This window comes from Roseovarius sp. SK2 (genome assembly GCF_028807495.1).
Classification (GTDB): domain Bacteria; phylum Pseudomonadota; class Alphaproteobacteria; order Rhodobacterales; family Rhodobacteraceae; genus Roseovarius; species Roseovarius confluentis.
On the sequence record NZ_JARAMK010000009.1, the window covers coordinates 98,204 to 114,607 of the forward strand.

The following is a 16,404-nucleotide window of genomic DNA, read 5'->3' on the forward strand; positions in this document are numbered from 1 at the left end:
GACGTCAATATCACACCGCCTCCGCGCAGCCTCGCCGCGCTCAACGCACGCGAGAAATAAAAATTGGCCGATTGCCGATTCTGTGAGACGATTTTCTTCTGATGCGCGCGAAACCGGAACAGCGTCCGCACCCAAGGGAGGAATTGCAGATGAACCTGAGACCAGACCCAACCTTCTACCCGACTCCGAAAATGGCGATGGAGGCCCCCGCCGAAAAGCTCGCCTTCACTCTCATGCTCAGCCCCGACGGCAGCCAGCCCGACGGCCTCGCCATCGTCGACGTCGACCCAAGCTCCAAGACCTATTCCCAGATCGTCCATCAGGTGATCATGCCCAACACCGGCGACGAGTTTCACCATTTCGGCTGGAACGCCTGTTCCTCGTCCCTCTCGCCGCTCTCCGGTCACACCTTCCTCGAACGGCGCTACCTGATCATCCCCGGCATCCGCTCGTCGCGGATCTACGTGATCGACGTCAAGGAACCGCTCAAGGCCAAGATCCACAAGATCATCGAGCCCGAGGAAGTCTTCGCCAAAACCGGCTATTCCCGGCCCCACACCATCCATTGCGGTCCCGAAGGCATCTATGTCTCCACCCTGGGTGGCGGCGGCACGGACGGCACCGACGGCCCTCCGGGCATCTTCATCATGGATTGCGAAACCTTCGAGATCCTCGGCCGCTACGAGATGGACCGCGGCAAGCAGGACAAGCACTACGATTTCTGGTGGAACCTGCCGCGCGACTACATGGTCAGTTCCGAATGGGGTCTGCCCCCGCAATTCGAGAACGGCATCGTCGCCGAGGATCTGCTGTCGAACAAGTACGGCCATTCGATCCACTTCTGGAACCTGCGCCAGCGCAAGAACGTCCAGACGATCGACCTCCGTGAAAACCACCAGATGGCGCTGGAAATCCGCCCGGCCCACGACCCTGGCAAGGATTACGGCTTCTGCGGCGTCGTGGTGGACACCACAAACCTCCAGGGTTCCATCTTCACGTGGTGGCAAAAGGACGACGGCACGTTCGAGGCCAAGAAGACACTCACCATCGACCCCCGCCCCGAGAAACCGGAAAACCTGCCGCCCCTGCTGCAGGGGTTCGAGGCCGTGCCGCCGCTGGTCACCGATATCGACCTCTCGCTCGACGACCGCTTCCTCTACGTCGCCTGCTGGGGTCTGGGCGAGATGCATCAATACGACGTCTCCGACCCGTTCGCGCCGAAGCTCGCCGGCAAGGTCGAACTCGGCGGCATCGCCCGGGGCACAAAGCACCCCAACGGCCAGCCTTTCGCCTATGGCCCGCAAATGGTCGAGATCAGCCGCGACGGCAAGCGCGTCTACTGGACCAACTCGCTCTATTCCACCTGGGACGATCAGTTCTACCCGGATGACGAAGGCGGCCAGATGGTCATGGCCAATGTCGGCGAAAACGGCGGGCTGGAACTGGACAAGGACTTCTACCTGTCCTTCCCCGAAGGCTATCGCAGCCACCAGATCCGGCTCGAGGGCGGCGACTGCTCCACCGACAGCTTCTGCTACCCCTCGGTCTGATCCATGCAAAACGGCGTCCCGGGCTTGACCCGGGACCTCCCCGGCGCTGACATCGCCCCATGACCGCTGACATTTCCACGACGGCGGCCCTGTGGTGGGCGGTGCTGGCCTCGGGGCTTTATCATGGCATCAATCCCGGCATGGGCTGGCCGCTTGCCGTGTCCTCGGCCCTGATGGAACGCCGCCAGTCCAGCCTCTTCAAGGCACTCGCGGCCCTCGCCCTCGGCCATCTTGCCGCCATGACCGCCATCCTCCTGCCCTTCTCGGCCCTCCTTTGGCTGGCCGAATGGCCGACCGTCCTCCAGACCGGCGCCGCCGTCTTGGTCATCGCCCTCGGGATCTACCTGCTGATCAACCGCCGCCACCCGCGCTTTCTCGCCCGCGTGCCGCCCTCGCGCCTCGCCCTCTGGTCCTGTCTCGTGGCGATGGCCCACGGCGCCGGGCTGATGCTGGTGCCGATCTATCTCGGCATCTGCGAAACAGCCGACGCCGGCCACACCGCCGCCGACACGCTCATGCGCGGCACGCTCTCCACCGCGCTGCTGGTGGCGCTCGCGCACACCGCCGCCATGATCGTCTCCGGCGGCGCACTCGCGCTCGGCACTTACCATTGGCTCGGCCTCAAGTTTCTTCAGAAATCGTGGTTCAACCTCGACATACTCTGGGCGCTCAGCCTCATCCTCGTCGGCGTTCTCGCGCTGCTGCTGACCCACTGACGCCTTGCATTTTCACTGTTCAAAAAATACTCAAATTCCAACGCCACCCATGGGAGCACAGACATGCCCAAAACGCGCCTCCTCACCGAATTCGGCATCGGCTCGTCCCTGCGCCACCGCGATTACACCGCCGCCGCCGGCCGCGCATTGCAGGACGCGCTCTGGCGCAACTCCATCAACCTCGCGGAGCTTTTCGGCCAGCCCAAAGAGGCGATGATGATCGACGTGGAAATCGCCGCGCAGGACCCCGACGCCGTCGACACCACGGCGCTCGTGGACGTCTTCCCCTACGGCCAGGTCACCGTCACCGCCCACAAGGGCGGCCTGGACGTCCCCCGCCCCGACGGTGAGCCCACCGTCATCGTCAACGCCGCCATCAATGTCAGCCTGAACCTGGAGCCCGCCCAATGACCGATCACCGCTTCATCATCGAAATGGGCATGGGCAACGACCAGTACGGGATGGATTACCAAAAGGCCGCCGCCCGCGCGATCGAAAGCGCGATCCGCCGCTCCGCCATCCCGATGTATTCGACCACCGCGCTCGACCCGTCGCAGATGCGCGTGCAGGTCACCATCGGCGTGCAGGACCCGGACAAGCTCGACACGGACGCGCTCGCCGCCTGCCTGCCGCGCGGAAACGCCACCGTGACTGCCACCTTCGGCGGGCACAACGTGGTAAACCCCGACACCGGCGACACAATCGTCATCGCCACCGCGGCGGTCGAGGCGTTCCTGCCCGACCAGTCCGGCAACTACACGGCCGGCTGACCCCGAACGGCTCGGCGCTTGCCCCGTATCGCCTCTGGTCATATGATTTGACCAATTCACTCCCGAGGCGCCCATGCCGTTCCAGAAAGTCACGCCCGAAAAACTCTCGCTCGCGGTCACCCGCCAGATCGAGAAACTGATCCTGCGCGGCATCCTGCGCCCCGGCGAACGCCTGCCCTCGGAACGCGAGCTTGCCGACCGCTTCGGAGTCTCCCGCCCCTCCCTGCGCGAGGCGGTGGCCGAGCTTCAGCAGAAGGGACTGCTGACCTCCCGCGCCGGCGCCGGCATCTTCGTAGCCGATGTCCTGGGCAGCGCCTTCTCCCCCGCCCTGATCGAGCTTTTCGCCAGCGACGACGAGGCCGTGTTCGATGTCATCGCCTTCCGCCGCGACATGGAAGGGCTCGCCGCCGAACGCGCCGCCCGGCTGGCCTCGGACACCGACCTGCAGGTCATCGCGTCCACCTTCGACCGCATGGAGCAGGCCAGGGGCCGCACCAACCCCGAACGCGAGGCCCGGCTCGATGCCGAGTTCCACATGGCCATCCTCGAGGCCAGCCACAACGTCGTGATGCTGCACATGATGCGCTCGATGTTCCAGTTGATGCAGGAAGGCGTGTTCTACAACCGCCAGATCATGTTCAACCAGTCCACCAAGCGGTCCAGCCTGCTGGACCAGCACCGCGCCATCCGCGACGCCATCCTCGCGCGCGACCCCGTCGCGGCCCGCGCGGCCGTCGAAACCCATCTCGATTTCGTCGAACGGGCACTGACCGACCAGCGCAAGGCCGAGGCGCATGAGCATATCGCCCGCCAGCGCCTGGAACACGAAAACCGCCGCTGAATTCATTGCCAACATCGTAGGGTGGGTGGTTCTGCGCGATGCGCAGGTTCACCCACCGTTACACCGCACACCCTGCAAATCACGGGCTTTAGCGCGCCGCGCCGCCGCTTTTCGCGCCGTTCACAAACCGCCTAAATTTTACCAATTGATAAAATTTTGATCTGTGCAATACTTTCTACAAAGCGCACAGCCACTGGAGCCCTCCATGAGCCATTCCGCCCTGACCCCCGGCATCACCTCCGGCCGCCTGTCAGAGGACGACCTCGCCCGGAACTTCTCCGACCTGCACCCACCCCTCGACCCGCACGAGGCGCTGGTGGCCGCCGACCGCTGCTACTTCTGCCACGATGCGCCCTGCATCACGGCCTGCCCCACCGATATCGACATCCCGCTCTTCATCCGCCAGATCGCCACCGGCACGCCCGAGGCCGCCGCCAGGACGATCCTCACCCAGAACATCCTCGGCGGCATGTGCGCCCGCGTCTGCCCGACCGAGACGCTTTGCGAACAGGCCTGTGTGCGCGAGACCGCCGAAGGCAAGCCCGTCCTGATCGGGCAACTACAACGTTACGCAACCGACACCCTCCAGGCCGCGGGCACGCATCCCTTCGCCCGTGCGCCCGAGACGGGCAAGTCGGTCGCCGTGGTGGGCGCGGGACCAGCCGGTCTGGCCTGCGCCCATCGTCTGGCGATGCACGGCCATTCCGTCACGCTCTATGACGCCCGCCCCAAACCAGGCGGCCTCAACGAATACGGCATCGCCGCCTACAAGACCGTCGACGGCTTCGCCGAACGCGAGGTCGACTGGCTGCTGAAGATCGGCGGCATCACCCTGGAAAACGGCAAGGCCCTTGGCCCCGACCTCAGCCTCGACACCCTGCGCGACCAGTTCGACGCAATCTTCCTCGGCATCGGCCTGGGTGGCGTCAACGCGCTCGGCCTCGACGGCGAGGACAAGACCGGCGTGCTCGACGCGGTCGATTTCATCTCCGACCTGCGCCAGGCCAGTGATCTGCGCGCGCTTCAGGTGGGCCGCGACGTCGTGGTGATCGGCGGCGGCATGACCGCCATCGACGCGGCCGTGCAGGCGAAACTGCTGGGCGCGCTCAACGTCACGCTGGTCTACCGCCGCGGCCGCGACCGCATGAACGCCAGTGTCTATGAACAGGACCTCGCCGCGTCCAAGGGCGTGCGCATCATCACGAATGCCACGCCCCGCGCCATCCACGGCAACGGCACCGTCCGCGAGATCGAGTTCGAATATACCGACGACGCCCTCACTCCGACGGGCGAGACCGTGCGCATCCCCGCCGACCAGGTGTTCAAGGCCATCGGCCAGGCACTCGCGGGCGACGCCCTGCCCGATCTCGATGGCCGCAAGATCGCCGTCACCGGCGCGGGCCGCACCTCGGTCACCGGCGTCTGGGCGGGGGGCGACTGCGCCGCGGGCGGCGACGACCTGACGGTGACAGCCGTGGCCGAGGGCCGCGACGCCGCCGAAGACATCCATAAAAGCCTCGTTTCGTGATACACTGCGCACCATCCCGGTTCCGCAGGAGAAGCGCCATGAGCGATGTCGAGTCCCGTGTGTCCACCCATTATTCCACCACCAACCTGATCGACGCGATCCGCGCGGCCCTCGAAAAGGCCGGCGCCAACCCCGACGCGCCCGGTCTTGATGACCTCAAGCCCGTGGACGAATTCCACACCGGCGGCGTCGAGGCCACCGATGCCCTGATCGACCAGCTCAGCATTACGCCCGAGACCCGCGTTCTCGATATCGGCTGCGGCATCGGCGGCGCATCCCGCCACGTCGCTGCCCGCACCGGCGCGCATGTGCGCGGTATCGACCTGACCCCTGATTTCATCGCCGTCGCCAAGGCGCTCAGCGCCGCCACCGACATGGCCGACCGCACCAGTTTCACAACCGGCAGCGCCCTCGACCTGCCCGAGGCGGATGCCAGCGCCGACCTCGCCCTCATGTTCCATGTCGGCATGAATATCGAAGACAAGACCCGCCTTTTCTCCGAGGCCGCCCGCGTCCTCGTCCCCGGCGGCACCTTCGCGCTCTTCGACGTGATGCGCGGCTCGGACCGTCCCCTGACCTTTCCGTTCCCCTGGGCGGAACAGGCCGATTTCTCCTTCGTGGCCCCGCCCGAGACCTACCGTCAGGCCGCCGCCGCAGCCGGCTTCTCGCAAGTGGGCGAGCGCGACCGCTCCGAATTCGCAAAGGCCTTCTTCGATCGCGTTTTCAAACGCATCGAAGAGGCCGGCGGCCCACCGCCCGTCGGCATCCACCTTCTGATGCACGACACCGGGCCCGAAAAGATCAAGAATTACGTGACACACCTGCAGGCGGGCGACATCGCACCGGTGGAAATGATCTTGCGCCGCAACGCGCCCCAGTCCCCGCGACACCAGACAAGGGAAACACGCTCATGGCTGACCTGACGACGAATTTCATCGGCATCACCTCGCCCAACCCGTTCTGGCTGGCCTCCGCCCCGCCCACCGACAAGGAATACAACGTCCGCCGCGCCTTCGAGGCCGGCTGGGGCGGCGTGGTCTGGAAAACCCTGGGCGAAGAGGGCCCACCTGTCGTCAACGTCAACGGGCCCCGCTACGGCGCGATCTGGGGCGCCGACCGCCGCCTGCTGGGGCTGAACAATATCGAGCTGATCACCGACCGCCCGCTGCAAACCAACCTCGACGAGATGACGCGGGTGAAAAAGGACTACCCCGACCGCGCCCTCATCGCCTCACTCATGGTCCCGGTGAACGAGGACAGCTGGAAGTCCATCCTAGACCGTGTGCTGGAAACCGGTTGCGACGGCGTGGAACTGAACTTCGGCTGTCCGCACGGCATGTCCGAACGCGGCATGGGCTCCGCCGTTGGCCAGGTGCCGGAATACGTGGGCCAGGTCACCGAATGGTGCAAGAAACACTCAAACCTGCCCGTCATCGTGAAACTCACGCCCAACATCACCGACGTGCGCAAACCCGCGCAGGCGGCCAAGGACGGCGGCGCCGACGCGGTGTCACTGATCAACACGATCAACTCGATCACGTCCGTCAACCTCGACAGTTTCGCGCCAGAACCCACCATCGACGGCAAAGGCGCGCATGGCGGTTATTGCGGCCCGGCAGTGAAACCCATAGCGCTCAACATGGTGGCCGAGATCGCTCGCACGCCCTCGCTCGCCGGCCTGCCCATCTCAGGGATAGGCGGCATCACCACATGGCGCGACGCCGCCGAGTTCATGTCGCTCGGCGCAGGCAACGTGCAGGTCTGCACGGCGGCCATGACATACGGCTTCAAGATCGTGCAGGAAATGATCTCGGGCCTGTCCCAGTTCATGGACGAAAAAGGTTTCACCTTCACCGACGACCTCGTTGGCCGCGCCGTCCCGAATCTCAGCGACTGGCAGCACCTCAATCTCAACTACGTGACGAAAGCCCGGATCGACCAGGACCTGTGCATCAAGTGCGGTCGCTGCTATGCCGCCTGCGAGGACACCTCGCACCAGGCGATTTCGATGTCTCCGGAGCGCACCTTCGAGGTGATCGACGAAGAATGCGTCGCCTGCAATCTCTGCGTCAATGTCTGCCCCGTCGATAATTGCATCACGATGGAGGAACTCAGCCCCGGCACGACAGATCCCCGCACTGGAAAGACGGTCCAGGACGACTACGCCAACTGGACGACCCACCCCAACAATCCGGGGACCTGCGCCGCGGAATGACCGCCCCAGATTCTTCGTACGAAAAATCTGTCCCCCAGAAAATTCGTACGAATTTTCTGGGGACGATCCGCACCGCATCAAAACACGATCCGAATGGGCCCCGCATGGCAGACCACGATCATCTGGTCGCCGGTTTCGATCAGGTGAAAGCCGCGCCGGCGCACTTCGCGCTCAAATTCCTCACGCCCGACTTCGCGCTCCACCCACCGGCGGGACCGCCGCACGACAGAGCCTTTGCGTGCCGATTGGCTCGAAAACAGTTGCGATACCCAAGGGGCGGCCGGAACAGGGCGAATGACATGGGTCATGCTCCAAAGCTGACGCCACCGTGGTAAAGATCAGGTTAAGGCGTCAGGGGGCCTTCCGGTGCCCTGCGCATCGCCACCCACGGTTTCGCGCGCGGTCCTCAGGACCCGTCTTCAACGGCAGGACTGGCTGACGGGCTTGGCGATTGGTCCCCGCCCACCTCGATCTTCAGAACCTCGATCATCTCGCGAAGGTCGGTGATGTCGCGCGCGGCCTGCGACTGTTCCAGTCGCGTGCTGGCCCGCAGAAGGTCCTGCTGGCGCCCGACCAACTCGTACTGCGCCGCGACCAGTTGATCGCGCGGAGTCTCCTGGCTCTTGATCCGCGCGTCGAGCATGCTTTCGCCTGACGCCTTGGCCGGCAGCCGCGAGACATCGTCGGCAGCCGGATCACGGGCCGGATGCGCCGTCGCATCCATGCGCGGCCCGTCGCCGCCCGTGGCATTGTCGGAATTGTTGCCGCTCGCACTGCTTTCCGCCGACCCCGCGGCGCTCTTGACGGCGAGTTTCTGAAGGTTCTGCCCGGCGCTGGCTGGCACCGAGGGCAGGAAGGTCACAGGGGCTGGTCCTGTGATGTTCATGTATCCACTCCAAACACGGGGGATCGCTAGATCCGGCGCCCGCACCCAACTGCCTTCATACCACGCAGCGGGCAGGTGCCGCGACCGTATTCTAAGCAGTATTTTATGCGTTTTTGTCCCGCGCGCGCCTCAGATTGCCAGCATCCTGCGATAGAGCGCATCAAGAAACACCACAGCCTCGTCATGCGTATCGCGCCCATCCATCAACGCCTGAACCTGCGCGTCGAAATCAGCGTAATGCTGCGTCGTGGCCCAGATCGAAAAGATCAGGTGCCGCCCGTCCACCGGCTTCAGACGCCCCTCCGCCGCCCAGGTCTCGATCAGCGCCGCGGTCTCATCCACCAGCGGCTTCAAATCCGTCACCAGTCCCGCCCCGATCCTTGGCGCGCCTTGCAGGATCTCGTTCGCGAACAGCCGGCTCTCGCGCGGCAACGTCCGGCTCATCTCCAGCTTGCGATGCACGTAGCGCAGGATTTCCTCCAGCGGCTCGCCGTCGGGGTCGATCTCGCGCATCGGGTCCAGCCACGTGTCCATCAAACCGCTCAGCAGCGTGACGTGGATCTCTTCCTTGCCCGCGAAGTAATACAGGATGTTGGGCTTCGACAGCCCCGACGCCTCGGCGATCTGGTCCAGCGTTGCGCCGCGGAACCCGTGCATCGAAAACACGTCCAGCGCGGCGTCCAATATGCGCTTGCGGTTGCGCAACTGTATCCGGCTCGGCTTGGCGCCGCCCGCCGCCTGCGTCCCGTCTTCCATCGCGCCTCTCATGTTTCACTGCCCGAAGATTTAGCATCACCCGGCCCGAATTGGCCAGCAACAGGTGCAATGCTTGACAGACCCGCCCCGCTTCGCAATCGTGGTTTTACCATTTGGTAAAAAAGTGGCAACCGGGATGGCAGCCAATATCGCGCCCTTCCGTGCTATGATACGTCAGACAAGGGGACAGCGATGACCGCACCGGGCCAAAATCTCAAGATCGACGGCGACCGGCTCTGGGACAGCCTGATGGAAATGGCCAAGATCGGCCCGGGCGTCGCGGGCGGCAACAACCGCCAGACCCTGACCGACGAGGATGCCGAGGGCCGCGCGCTCTTTCAATCCTGGTGCGAGGCGGCGGGCATGACCATGGGAGTCGACACGATGGGCAACATGTTCGCCCGGCGCGAGGGCACAGACCCCGACGCGCTCCCCGTTTATGTCGGCTCCCACCTCGACACGCAGCCCACGGGCGGCAAGTATGATGGCGTGCTCGGGGTGTTGGGGGGCCTGGAAATCATCCGCACTCTCAACGACCTCGGCATCAAGACGAAACACCCCATCGTCGTCACCAACTGGACCAACGAGGAAGGCACGCGCTACGCCCCCGCCATGCTCGCCTCGGGCGTCTTCGCCGGCGTACACGACCAGCAATGGGCCTACGACCGCGTCGATGCCGACGGCAAGAAATTCGGCGACGAGCTTGACCGCATCGGCTGGAAGGGCGACGAGCCGGTGGGAAGCCGCAAGATGCACGCCTTCTTCGAGCTGCATATCGAACAAGGCCCTATCCTCGAGGCCGAAGGCAAGGATATCGGCGTCGTCACTCACGGCCAGGGCCTGCGCTGGATCGAATGCACCGTCACGGGCAAGGAAAGCCACACCGGCTCGACCCCGATGCACATGCGCAAGAACGCCGGTCGCGGCCTCGCCCGGATCACAGAACTGGTCCACGAGATCGCCATGAAGAACCAGCCCAATGCCGTGGGCGCCATCGGCCAGGCCAACGTCTATCCCAACAGCCGCAACATCATCCCCGGCAAGGCCGTCTTCACCATCGACTTCCGCTCGCCCGACCTGGACAAACTCGAAGGCATGGTTGCCGAACTTCTGGAAAAGGCCCCGAAGCTCTGCGAGGAGATCGACGTTGGCTTTTCCTCCGAGATCGTCGGCCAGTTCAACCCGCCCGCCTTTGACGAAGGCTGCGTCAAGGCCGTCCGCGACGCCGCCGAACGGCTGGGCTATTCCCACATGGACATCGTCTCGGGCGCGGGCCACGACGCCTGCTGGATCAACGACGTCGCGCCGACGGCGATGGTCATGTGCCCCTGCGTCGACGGCCTCAGCCACAACGAGGCCGAGGAAATCTCCAAGGACTGGGCCACGGCGGGCGCGGACGTCCTGATGCACGCGGTGGTCGAGACGGCGGAGATCGTCGAATGATCGTCACACGATCATTCGACGTCCCGGACTTGATCCGGGACCTCCCAGCCACCCGCGTCCCGCCACAAACATCAAAGCCGCGTTTACATCAAATTAACCATGTTCCCACACCACCGGACCATGGCGTTCTACACCTACATCATGGCCTGCGGTTCAAACACGGCGATCTACGTTGGAACCACAGGCAACCTGCGCGACCGCGCGGCCCAGCACCGGCTGGGGGCCGGGTCCGTGCACACCTCGAAATACAACATAACCAAGCTCGTCTATTTCGAGACCCACGAGACACTGGATGCCGCCGTCGCCCGCGAACGAAAGCTGAAACGCTGGCGGCGCGAGTGGAAAAACAAGCTGATCGAACACGCAAACCCAAGCTGGTCCGACTTGAGCATGGAGGCCTCGTTTCTCTGAGGTCCCGGATCAAGTCCGGGACTGCATAGCACCAGGGAGACACTCCATGACCACCAAAGTCATCAAGAACGGCACCGTCTGCACCGCCGACCGCACGTGGAAGGCCGATGTCCTGATCGAGGACGAGAAGATCAAGCAGATCGGCGAGGACCTGAAGGGCGACGAAACCATCGACGCGGAAGGCGCCTACGTCATCCCAGGCGGTATCGACCCGCACACGCATCTGGAAATGCCCTTCATGGGCACCACCGCCGCCGAAACCTTCGAGACCGGCACCTGGGCCGCAGCCTGTGGCGGCACCACGATGCTGGTCGATTTCTGCCTGCCCGGTGCGGACGGCTCCATCAAGAACGCCATCGAGGAATGGCACCGCAAATCCGCCCCCCAGATCTGCTCCGATATCGGCTATCACATGGCGGTGACGGGCTGGAACGAAACCATCTTCAACGAGATGAAGGACGCCGTCGACATGGGCGTCAACTCCTTCAAGCACTTCATGGCCTACAAGGGCGCGCTGATGATCGAGGATGACGAGATGTTCGCCTCCTTCAAGCGCTGCCGCGAGCTGGGCGCGCTGCCCATGGTCCATGCCGAGAACGGCGATCTGGTCGCCGACATGCAGCAGGAGATGCTGTCCAAGGGCATCACCGGCCCCGAGGGCCACGCCTATTCTCGCCCGCCCGAGTTCGAGGGCGAGGCCGCCAACCGTGCCATCACCATTGCCGATGCCGCCGGCGTGCCGCTCTATATCGTGCACGTCTCCTGCGAACAGGCGCACGAGGCCATCCGCCGCGCCCGCCAGAAAGGGATGCGCGTCTATGGCGAGCCTTTGGCGCAGTTTCTGACCCTCGATGAGGGCGAATACTTCAACAAGGATTGGGACCATGCCGCCCGCCGCGTCATGTCGCCCCCCTTCCGCAACAAGGAACACCAGGACAGTCTCTGGGCAGGCCTCCAGGCCGGCTCGCTTCAGGTCGTCGCCACCGATCACGCGGCCTTCTCGACCGAGCAAAAGCGTATGGGCGTCGACGATTTCACCAAGATCCCCAACGGCTCCAACGGGCTGGAAGAGCGCATGCCGGTGCTCTGGACCCGTGGTGTGGAAACCGGTCGCCTCACGCCAAACGAGTTCGTCGCCGTCACCTCCACCAACGTCGCCAAGATCCTCAACATCTACCCCAAGAAGGGTGCCATCGTCGAAGGCGCGGATGCCGACATCGTGGTCTGGGACCCCAAGATCACCAAGACGATCTTGGCCTCCAACCACCATTCTATCCTCGACTACAACGTGTTCGAGGGCTTCGAGGTCACCGCCAACGCCCGCTACACCATCTCACGCGGCGAGGTCATTTGGGCCTGGGGCCAGAACTCCCAGCCGCAACCCGGCCGCGGCCGTTTCGTCCCCCGCCCGGCGTTCCCGTCGGCGCACGAGGCGCTGTCGAAATGGAAGGCTCTGACGGCCCCCAAGATGATCGAGCGCGATCCGCTGAATATTCCGGCGGGGATTTGATGGTCCGGCCTCTTTGCTGGCAGGAAACCAGAAAACGCAACCGCGTCACTCGTTGGAGGAGGGTCGTATGGTAAGGTTGTTGTTTTCCTTGCATTCGTCGCAGCAGTCGCCCTCGCCGCAGCAAAAGCAGCAGGGAAAACAGCCTGCTGAAACCGCTTGGTTGACATACCCGAAGATCGCCCTTTGGATGTTTTCTTCGACATGCCTGTTGTCAAAGGCAATCGCCCCCGGCGCCGGACAATTCGCCGGAGCCGTCTGTGTAGGCGTCATGGCATCGTTGGTGTTGGCGGTTTGCGCCAGCACGGACGAGACTGGGGAAAGCATCAGGCACACGGCGATCAGAAATTGAAATACATACTTCATGGTAATCTCCTTGTTTGGCATGAAACAAAGCTGGCAACCCAAATGGAAACAGAAATACCATCAAAAAGTATACCTGATTTTATCAACCTATCCGGGATATGTCAATTTGCATCACATCCAATGGGCGTATCCTGTATGGTGCGGCAGGAATCGATGTTTCCGAACCCGCAGGGTCGCTGAAATGCAGCCAGCTCAGCATCCTTTCACCCATGCCAGAAGCCGCGCCCGTACCTGCCCGGCCGATGCCGGCAGCCACCAGATCCTAACAGCCTTGCCCCACGCGCCATCACCATTCCGGCGGGCATCCAACCCCATGCGTCTCGCCCTCGCCCTCCTCCTGCTGGCCAGTCCGGCCAACGCCCAACTGGCCGCACCCCTCGGCAACACCGACGGATGCGCCCGCATACAAGGAGAGGAGGCCACCAAGGAGAATGAGGTCGCCATCGTCGCGGGCCACCTCAACCTGCGCGGCGCGATATGCCAGATCACCGCCGTGCAGACCGGCACGCTCATGGCCACCTGCCCCGGCGACGCCGAGACCCGCAAAAAGGTCCTTGGCATCACCCGCAGCGCCGATGGTACCGGCGTGACCCTGACCCTACCCGACGGCACGGTCGAAGACCTGGCGCCCTGCGAATGAGCCACGCCCACATCCGCCCGCGCCACTGCCCGCAAATTCATCATGTGCCTGCACCACAGGCAGATGACGCCGGGACCCGCCTTGACACCGCGTTGCGGCGTGGGATTGTTCCGTCCACCCGGCCCGGAGACACGACACCGTAATGCAAGACGCCCAAGCCAACTCGACAGCCAGCCCCGTGATCGCCGCCCGCGACCTGTCACTGACCTTCCAGACCAATGACGGCCCGGTCCACGCGCTCAAGGACGTGACGCTGGACGTGCAGAAGGGCGATTTCGTCTCCTTCATCGGCCCCTCTGGCTGTGGCAAGACCACCTTCCTGCGCTGCATGGCCGATCTCGAACACCCCACCGGCGGCAGCATTTTCGTCAACGGCATGACCCCCGCCGAGGCCCGACAGCGCCGCGCCTATGGCTATGTCTTCCAGGCCGCGGGCCTCTATCCGTGGCGTACCATAGGCGGAAACATCCGCCTGCCGCTCGAGATCATGGACTATTCCAAGTCCGATCAGAACGCCCGCATCGCCCGCGTGCTGGAGCTCGTCGACCTCGCGGGGTTCGAAAAGAAGTTTCCCTGGCAGCTTTCGGGCGGTATGCAGCAACGCGCCTCCATCGCCCGGGCGCTGGCCTTCGATGCCGATATCCTCTTGATGGACGAACCCTTCGGCGCGCTGGACGAGATCGTCCGCGACCACCTCAACGAACAACTCCTTCAGCTCTGGGACCGGACGAACAAGACCATATGCTTCGTCACCCACTCGATCCCCGAGGCGGTGTACCTGAGCACGAAAATCGTCGTCATGTCCCCGCGCCCCGGCCGCATCGCCGACGTGATCGAAAGCACCCTGCCGCGCGAACGCCCGCTCGATATCCGAGACACGCCGGAATTCCTCGAAATCGCCCATCGCGTCCGCGACGGGCTCCGCTCGGGGCACAGTAATGACGAGTGAGCTTGCACCGCCCGCCCCGGACCTGATCCGGGGCCTCCTGCTCACCGCGGGCCCAGAGGCCCCGGCTCGGTGGCCGGGGCGGGAGGCGCCCTGATGCGCAACGTCGTTCCCGTCCTGACGGTCGTCGCGACCCTCATCGCGCTCTGGTATACCGGCGCGGTCGCGCTCAACGCGCCCTGGGCCTATGACAAGGCCGCGCGGGCCGAGGTCACGCTGACCTTCCCCGCACTGGTGGCCGACACCTGGTCCCAGGAAAAGCCCAAGCTGCCCGCGCCGCACCAGGTGGCGACCGAGATGTGGAACACCACCGGCGCGATGATCGCCAGCGGGCGGCCCTTTTCCAAGCGGTCGCTCATTTACCACAGCTGGATCACCTTCAGCTCCACCGCGCTCGGTTTCCTCCTCGGCACCGCGCTCGGCACGCTTCTGGCCATCGGCATCGTCTACAACCGCACCATGGACATGAGCGTCATGCCCTGGGTCATCGCGTCCCAGACCATCCCGATCCTCGCCATCGCGCCTATGATCATCGTCGTGCTGAACGCGGTCGGCATCTCCGGCCTGTTGCCCAAGGCCATGATCTCGATGTACCTGTCGTTTTTCCCGGTCGTCGTCGGCATGGTCAAGGGCCTGCGCAGCCCTAGCCAAATGCAACTCGACCAGATGCGCACCTGGAACGCCAGCCGGTCACAGACCTTCTGGAAACTGCGCCTGCCGTCCTCCATGCCCTATTTCTTCACCTCGCTGAAAATCGCCATGGCCGCCAGCCTCGTGGGCGCCATCGTGGGTGAGCTGCCCACCGGCGCCGTCGCGGGCCTTGGCGCGCGGCTCCTGGCCGGCAGCTATTACGGCCAGACCATCCAGATCTGGAGCGCGCTGATCATGGCCGCCACCCTCGCCGCCGTTCTGGTGGGCCTGATCGGCCTCATCCAGCGCATCACGCTCAAACGAATGGGGATGGCAGCATGAGCTGGCTGATCGCAGGGGCGCTCATCTGGGCCGTGGGCTGGTGGATCAATACCCGCCTCGCGCGCCACCCGCAGAACACCGCCGCGCAGCTGGCCGCGCCCATCGTGTTCGGGGCCACGCTCATCGCGGTCTGGGAGTGCCTCGTCTGGGGCCTCGGGATCAAGCTCGCCCTCCTGCCCGCCCCCAGCGTCATCGCCGTGACCTTCGCGAACTCGCTCAACATCCTCTGGGGCGATTTCCTACAGACCGCCATCAAGGGCGCGCTCACCGGCTACATCCTCGGCTGCGGCGCCGCGTTCCTGACGGCCATCGCCGTCGACCGCTCCGATTTCCTGAAACGCGGCCTGCTGCCCGTGGGCAACTTCGCCGCCGCGCTTCCCATCATCGGCCTCGCCCCCATCCTCGTCATGTGGTTCGGCTTCGACTGGCAGTCGAAGGCCGCCGTCGTCGTCGTCATGGTGTTCTTCCCCATGCTGGTGAACACCGTCCAGGGCCTCTCCGAAGCCGACGCCATGCAGCGTGACCTGATGCGCACCTACGCCGCAGGCTACTGGACCACGCTCCTGAAACTCCGCCTGCCCGCCGCCATGCCCTTCGTCTTCAACGGGCTCAAGATCGGCACCACGCTCGCCCTCATCGGCGCCATCGTGGCGGAGTTCTTCGGCTCGCCCATCCAGGGCATGGGCTTTCGCATTTCCACCTCGGTGGGGCGCCTCGCGATGGATCTCGTCTGGGCCGAGATCGTCGTCGCCGCCCTCGCCGGCTCGGGGTTTTACGGCGCGGTCGCCCTCATCGAGCGCGCCGTCACCTTCTGGCACCCGTCCCAACGGGGCCGGACATAACCAAAGCAAACCAGA

The 16,404-nt window shown here is 64.4% G+C and carries 19 protein-coding genes; 15 read left to right on the forward strand and 4 right to left on the reverse strand.

The features are described 5' to 3' along the window. Positions 1-149: 149 nt before the first annotated feature. The 8 genes from PVV74_RS16420 (at position 150) to preA (ending at position 7,620) form a co-directional block, all read left to right on the forward strand. Entirely contained in the window at positions 150-1,550 is a 1,401-nt protein-coding gene (locus PVV74_RS16420; RefSeq protein WP_274593966.1) for a selenium-binding protein SBP56-related protein, read from the forward strand. Between the two features lie 59 nt (positions 1,551-1,609). Then, positions 1,610-2,266 carry a hypothetical protein gene (locus PVV74_RS16425; RefSeq protein WP_274593967.1) on the forward strand — a complete coding sequence of 219 codons (657 nt, stop codon included), beginning with the start codon at positions 1,610-1,612 and terminating at the stop codon, positions 2,264-2,266. A 63-nt stretch (positions 2,267-2,329) separates the two neighbouring features. After that, the gene (locus tag PVV74_RS16430; protein WP_274593968.1) at positions 2,330-2,677 is read left to right on the forward strand and encodes a Lin0512 family protein; all 348 of its coding nucleotides are present in this window, start codon (positions 2,330-2,332) and stop codon (positions 2,675-2,677) included. Further along, positions 2,674-3,036: a Lin0512 family protein gene (locus PVV74_RS16435; RefSeq protein ID WP_274593969.1), complete on the forward strand. Its 363-nt coding sequence runs from the start codon at positions 2,674-2,676 to the stop codon at positions 3,034-3,036. The genes PVV74_RS16430 and PVV74_RS16435 overlap by 4 nt, the downstream gene beginning before the upstream one ends. 73 nt (positions 3,037-3,109) lie before the next feature. Further along, the gene (locus tag PVV74_RS16440; RefSeq protein ID WP_274593970.1) at positions 3,110-3,877 is read left to right on the forward strand and encodes an FCD domain-containing protein; all 768 of its coding nucleotides are present in this window, start codon (positions 3,110-3,112) and stop codon (positions 3,875-3,877) included. Positions 3,878-4,082: 205 nt separating this feature from the next. Beyond that, complete coding sequence (locus PVV74_RS16445) at positions 4,083-5,405, forward strand: NAD(P)-dependent oxidoreductase (RefSeq protein WP_274593971.1); 1,323 nt, start codon at positions 4,083-4,085, stop codon at positions 5,403-5,405. 38 nt (positions 5,406-5,443) lie between these two features. Then, positions 5,444-6,328, forward strand: coding sequence for a class I SAM-dependent methyltransferase (locus PVV74_RS16450; protein ID WP_274593972.1), 885 nt, complete (start codon positions 5,444-5,446; stop codon positions 6,326-6,328). Beyond that, positions 6,316-7,620 carry an NAD-dependent dihydropyrimidine dehydrogenase subunit PreA gene (gene preA, locus PVV74_RS16455; RefSeq protein WP_274593973.1) on the forward strand — a complete coding sequence of 435 codons (1,305 nt, stop codon included), beginning with the start codon at positions 6,316-6,318 and terminating at the stop codon, positions 7,618-7,620. The genes PVV74_RS16450 and preA overlap by 13 nt, the downstream gene beginning before the upstream one ends. 77 nt (positions 7,621-7,697) lie before the next feature. Here preA and PVV74_RS16460 read toward each other — a convergent pair whose 3' ends face one another. The 3 genes from PVV74_RS16460 to PVV74_RS16470 form a co-directional block, all read right to left on the reverse strand. Then, positions 7,698-7,928: an N-(5'-phosphoribosyl)anthranilate isomerase gene (locus PVV74_RS16460; protein WP_103764696.1), complete on the reverse strand. Its 231-nt coding sequence runs from the start codon at positions 7,926-7,928 to the stop codon at positions 7,698-7,700. A gap of 98 nt (positions 7,929-8,026) precedes the next feature. Next, positions 8,027-8,506, reverse strand: coding sequence for a hypothetical protein (locus PVV74_RS16465; RefSeq protein WP_274593974.1), 480 nt, complete (start codon positions 8,504-8,506; stop codon positions 8,027-8,029). A 129-nt stretch (positions 8,507-8,635) separates the two neighbouring features. Beyond that, a complete protein-coding gene (locus PVV74_RS16470; protein WP_274593975.1) occupies positions 8,636-9,262 on the reverse strand; it encodes a TetR family transcriptional regulator C-terminal domain-containing protein in 627 nt (208 codons plus the stop codon). A 192-nt stretch (positions 9,263-9,454) separates the two neighbouring features. Between PVV74_RS16470 and PVV74_RS16475 the strand changes: the two genes are divergently transcribed. From PVV74_RS16475 to hydA, 3 genes are all read left to right on the forward strand, one after another. Next, a complete protein-coding gene (locus PVV74_RS16475) occupies positions 9,455-10,705 on the forward strand; it encodes a Zn-dependent hydrolase (protein WP_274593976.1) in 1,251 nt (416 codons plus the stop codon). Between the two features lie 99 nt (positions 10,706-10,804). Further along, entirely contained in the window at positions 10,805-11,116 is a 312-nt protein-coding gene (locus PVV74_RS16480; protein ID WP_274593977.1) for a GIY-YIG nuclease family protein, read from the forward strand. A 46-nt stretch (positions 11,117-11,162) separates the two neighbouring features. Then, positions 11,163-12,626 carry a dihydropyrimidinase gene (hydA, locus tag PVV74_RS16485; RefSeq protein WP_274593978.1) on the forward strand — a complete coding sequence of 488 codons (1,464 nt, stop codon included), beginning with the start codon at positions 11,163-11,165 and terminating at the stop codon, positions 12,624-12,626. Positions 12,627-12,671: 45 nt separating this feature from the next. Here hydA and PVV74_RS16490 read toward each other — a convergent pair whose 3' ends face one another. Next, positions 12,672-12,989, reverse strand: coding sequence for a hypothetical protein (locus PVV74_RS16490; RefSeq protein ID WP_274593979.1), 318 nt, complete (start codon positions 12,987-12,989; stop codon positions 12,672-12,674). Positions 12,990-13,302: 313 nt separating this feature from the next. Here PVV74_RS16490 and PVV74_RS16495 point away from each other — a divergent pair, with 313 nt between their 5' ends. The 4 genes from PVV74_RS16495 to PVV74_RS16510 all read left to right on the forward strand — a co-directional run bounded on the left by PVV74_RS16495 (position 13,303) and on the right by PVV74_RS16510 (position 16,389). Continuing rightward, a complete protein-coding gene (locus PVV74_RS16495; RefSeq protein WP_274593980.1) occupies positions 13,303-13,629 on the forward strand; it encodes a hypothetical protein in 327 nt (108 codons plus the stop codon). Positions 13,630-13,771: 142 nt separating this feature from the next. Further along, positions 13,772-14,578 carry an ABC transporter ATP-binding protein gene (locus PVV74_RS16500; protein ID WP_274593981.1) on the forward strand — a complete coding sequence of 269 codons (807 nt, stop codon included), beginning with the start codon at positions 13,772-13,774 and terminating at the stop codon, positions 14,576-14,578. Positions 14,579-14,671: 93 nt separating this feature from the next. Next, positions 14,672-15,547: an ABC transporter permease gene (locus PVV74_RS16505; protein ID WP_425061801.1), complete on the forward strand. Its 876-nt coding sequence runs from the start codon at positions 14,672-14,674 to the stop codon at positions 15,545-15,547. Continuing rightward, the gene (locus PVV74_RS16510) at positions 15,544-16,389 is read left to right on the forward strand and encodes an ABC transporter permease (RefSeq protein ID WP_103764688.1); all 846 of its coding nucleotides are present in this window, start codon (positions 15,544-15,546) and stop codon (positions 16,387-16,389) included. The genes PVV74_RS16505 and PVV74_RS16510 overlap by 4 nt, the downstream gene beginning before the upstream one ends. The last annotated feature ends 15 nt before the right edge of the window (positions 16,390-16,404 follow it).

Coding starts and splice junctions, on each gene's coding strand:
- PVV74_RS16420 (WP_274593966.1), top strand. CDS start 150: ATGAACCTGAGACCAGACCCAACCTTCTACCCGACTCCGAAAATGGCG.
- PVV74_RS16425 (WP_274593967.1), top strand. CDS start 1,610: ATGACCGCTGACATTTCCACGACGGCGGCCCTGTGGTGGGCGGTGCTG.
- PVV74_RS16430 (WP_274593968.1), top strand. CDS start 2,330: ATGCCCAAAACGCGCCTCCTCACCGAATTCGGCATCGGCTCGTCCCTG.
- PVV74_RS16435 (WP_274593969.1), top strand. CDS start 2,674: ATGACCGATCACCGCTTCATCATCGAAATGGGCATGGGCAACGACCAG.
- PVV74_RS16440 (WP_274593970.1), top strand. CDS start 3,110: ATGCCGTTCCAGAAAGTCACGCCCGAAAAACTCTCGCTCGCGGTCACC.
- PVV74_RS16445 (WP_274593971.1), top strand. CDS start 4,083: ATGAGCCATTCCGCCCTGACCCCCGGCATCACCTCCGGCCGCCTGTCA.
- PVV74_RS16450 (WP_274593972.1), top strand. CDS start 5,444: ATGAGCGATGTCGAGTCCCGTGTGTCCACCCATTATTCCACCACCAAC.
- preA (WP_274593973.1), top strand. CDS start 6,316: ATGGCTGACCTGACGACGAATTTCATCGGCATCACCTCGCCCAACCCG.
- PVV74_RS16460 (WP_103764696.1), bottom strand. CDS start 7,928: ATGACCCATGTCATTCGCCCTGTTCCGGCCGCCCCTTGGGTATCGCAA.
- PVV74_RS16465 (WP_274593974.1), bottom strand. CDS start 8,506: ATGAACATCACAGGACCAGCCCCTGTGACCTTCCTGCCCTCGGTGCCA.
- PVV74_RS16470 (WP_274593975.1), bottom strand. CDS start 9,262: ATGGAAGACGGGACGCAGGCGGCGGGCGGCGCCAAGCCGAGCCGGATA.
- PVV74_RS16475 (WP_274593976.1), top strand. CDS start 9,455: ATGACCGCACCGGGCCAAAATCTCAAGATCGACGGCGACCGGCTCTGG.
- PVV74_RS16480 (WP_274593977.1), top strand. CDS start 10,805: ATGTTCCCACACCACCGGACCATGGCGTTCTACACCTACATCATGGCC.
- hydA (WP_274593978.1), top strand. CDS start 11,163: ATGACCACCAAAGTCATCAAGAACGGCACCGTCTGCACCGCCGACCGC.
- PVV74_RS16490 (WP_274593979.1), bottom strand. CDS start 12,989: ATGAAGTATGTATTTCAATTTCTGATCGCCGTGTGCCTGATGCTTTCC.
- PVV74_RS16495 (WP_274593980.1), top strand. CDS start 13,303: ATGCGTCTCGCCCTCGCCCTCCTCCTGCTGGCCAGTCCGGCCAACGCC.
- PVV74_RS16500 (WP_274593981.1), top strand. CDS start 13,772: ATGCAAGACGCCCAAGCCAACTCGACAGCCAGCCCCGTGATCGCCGCC.
- PVV74_RS16505 (WP_425061801.1), top strand. CDS start 14,672: ATGCGCAACGTCGTTCCCGTCCTGACGGTCGTCGCGACCCTCATCGCG.
- PVV74_RS16510 (WP_103764688.1), top strand. CDS start 15,544: ATGAGCTGGCTGATCGCAGGGGCGCTCATCTGGGCCGTGGGCTGGTGG.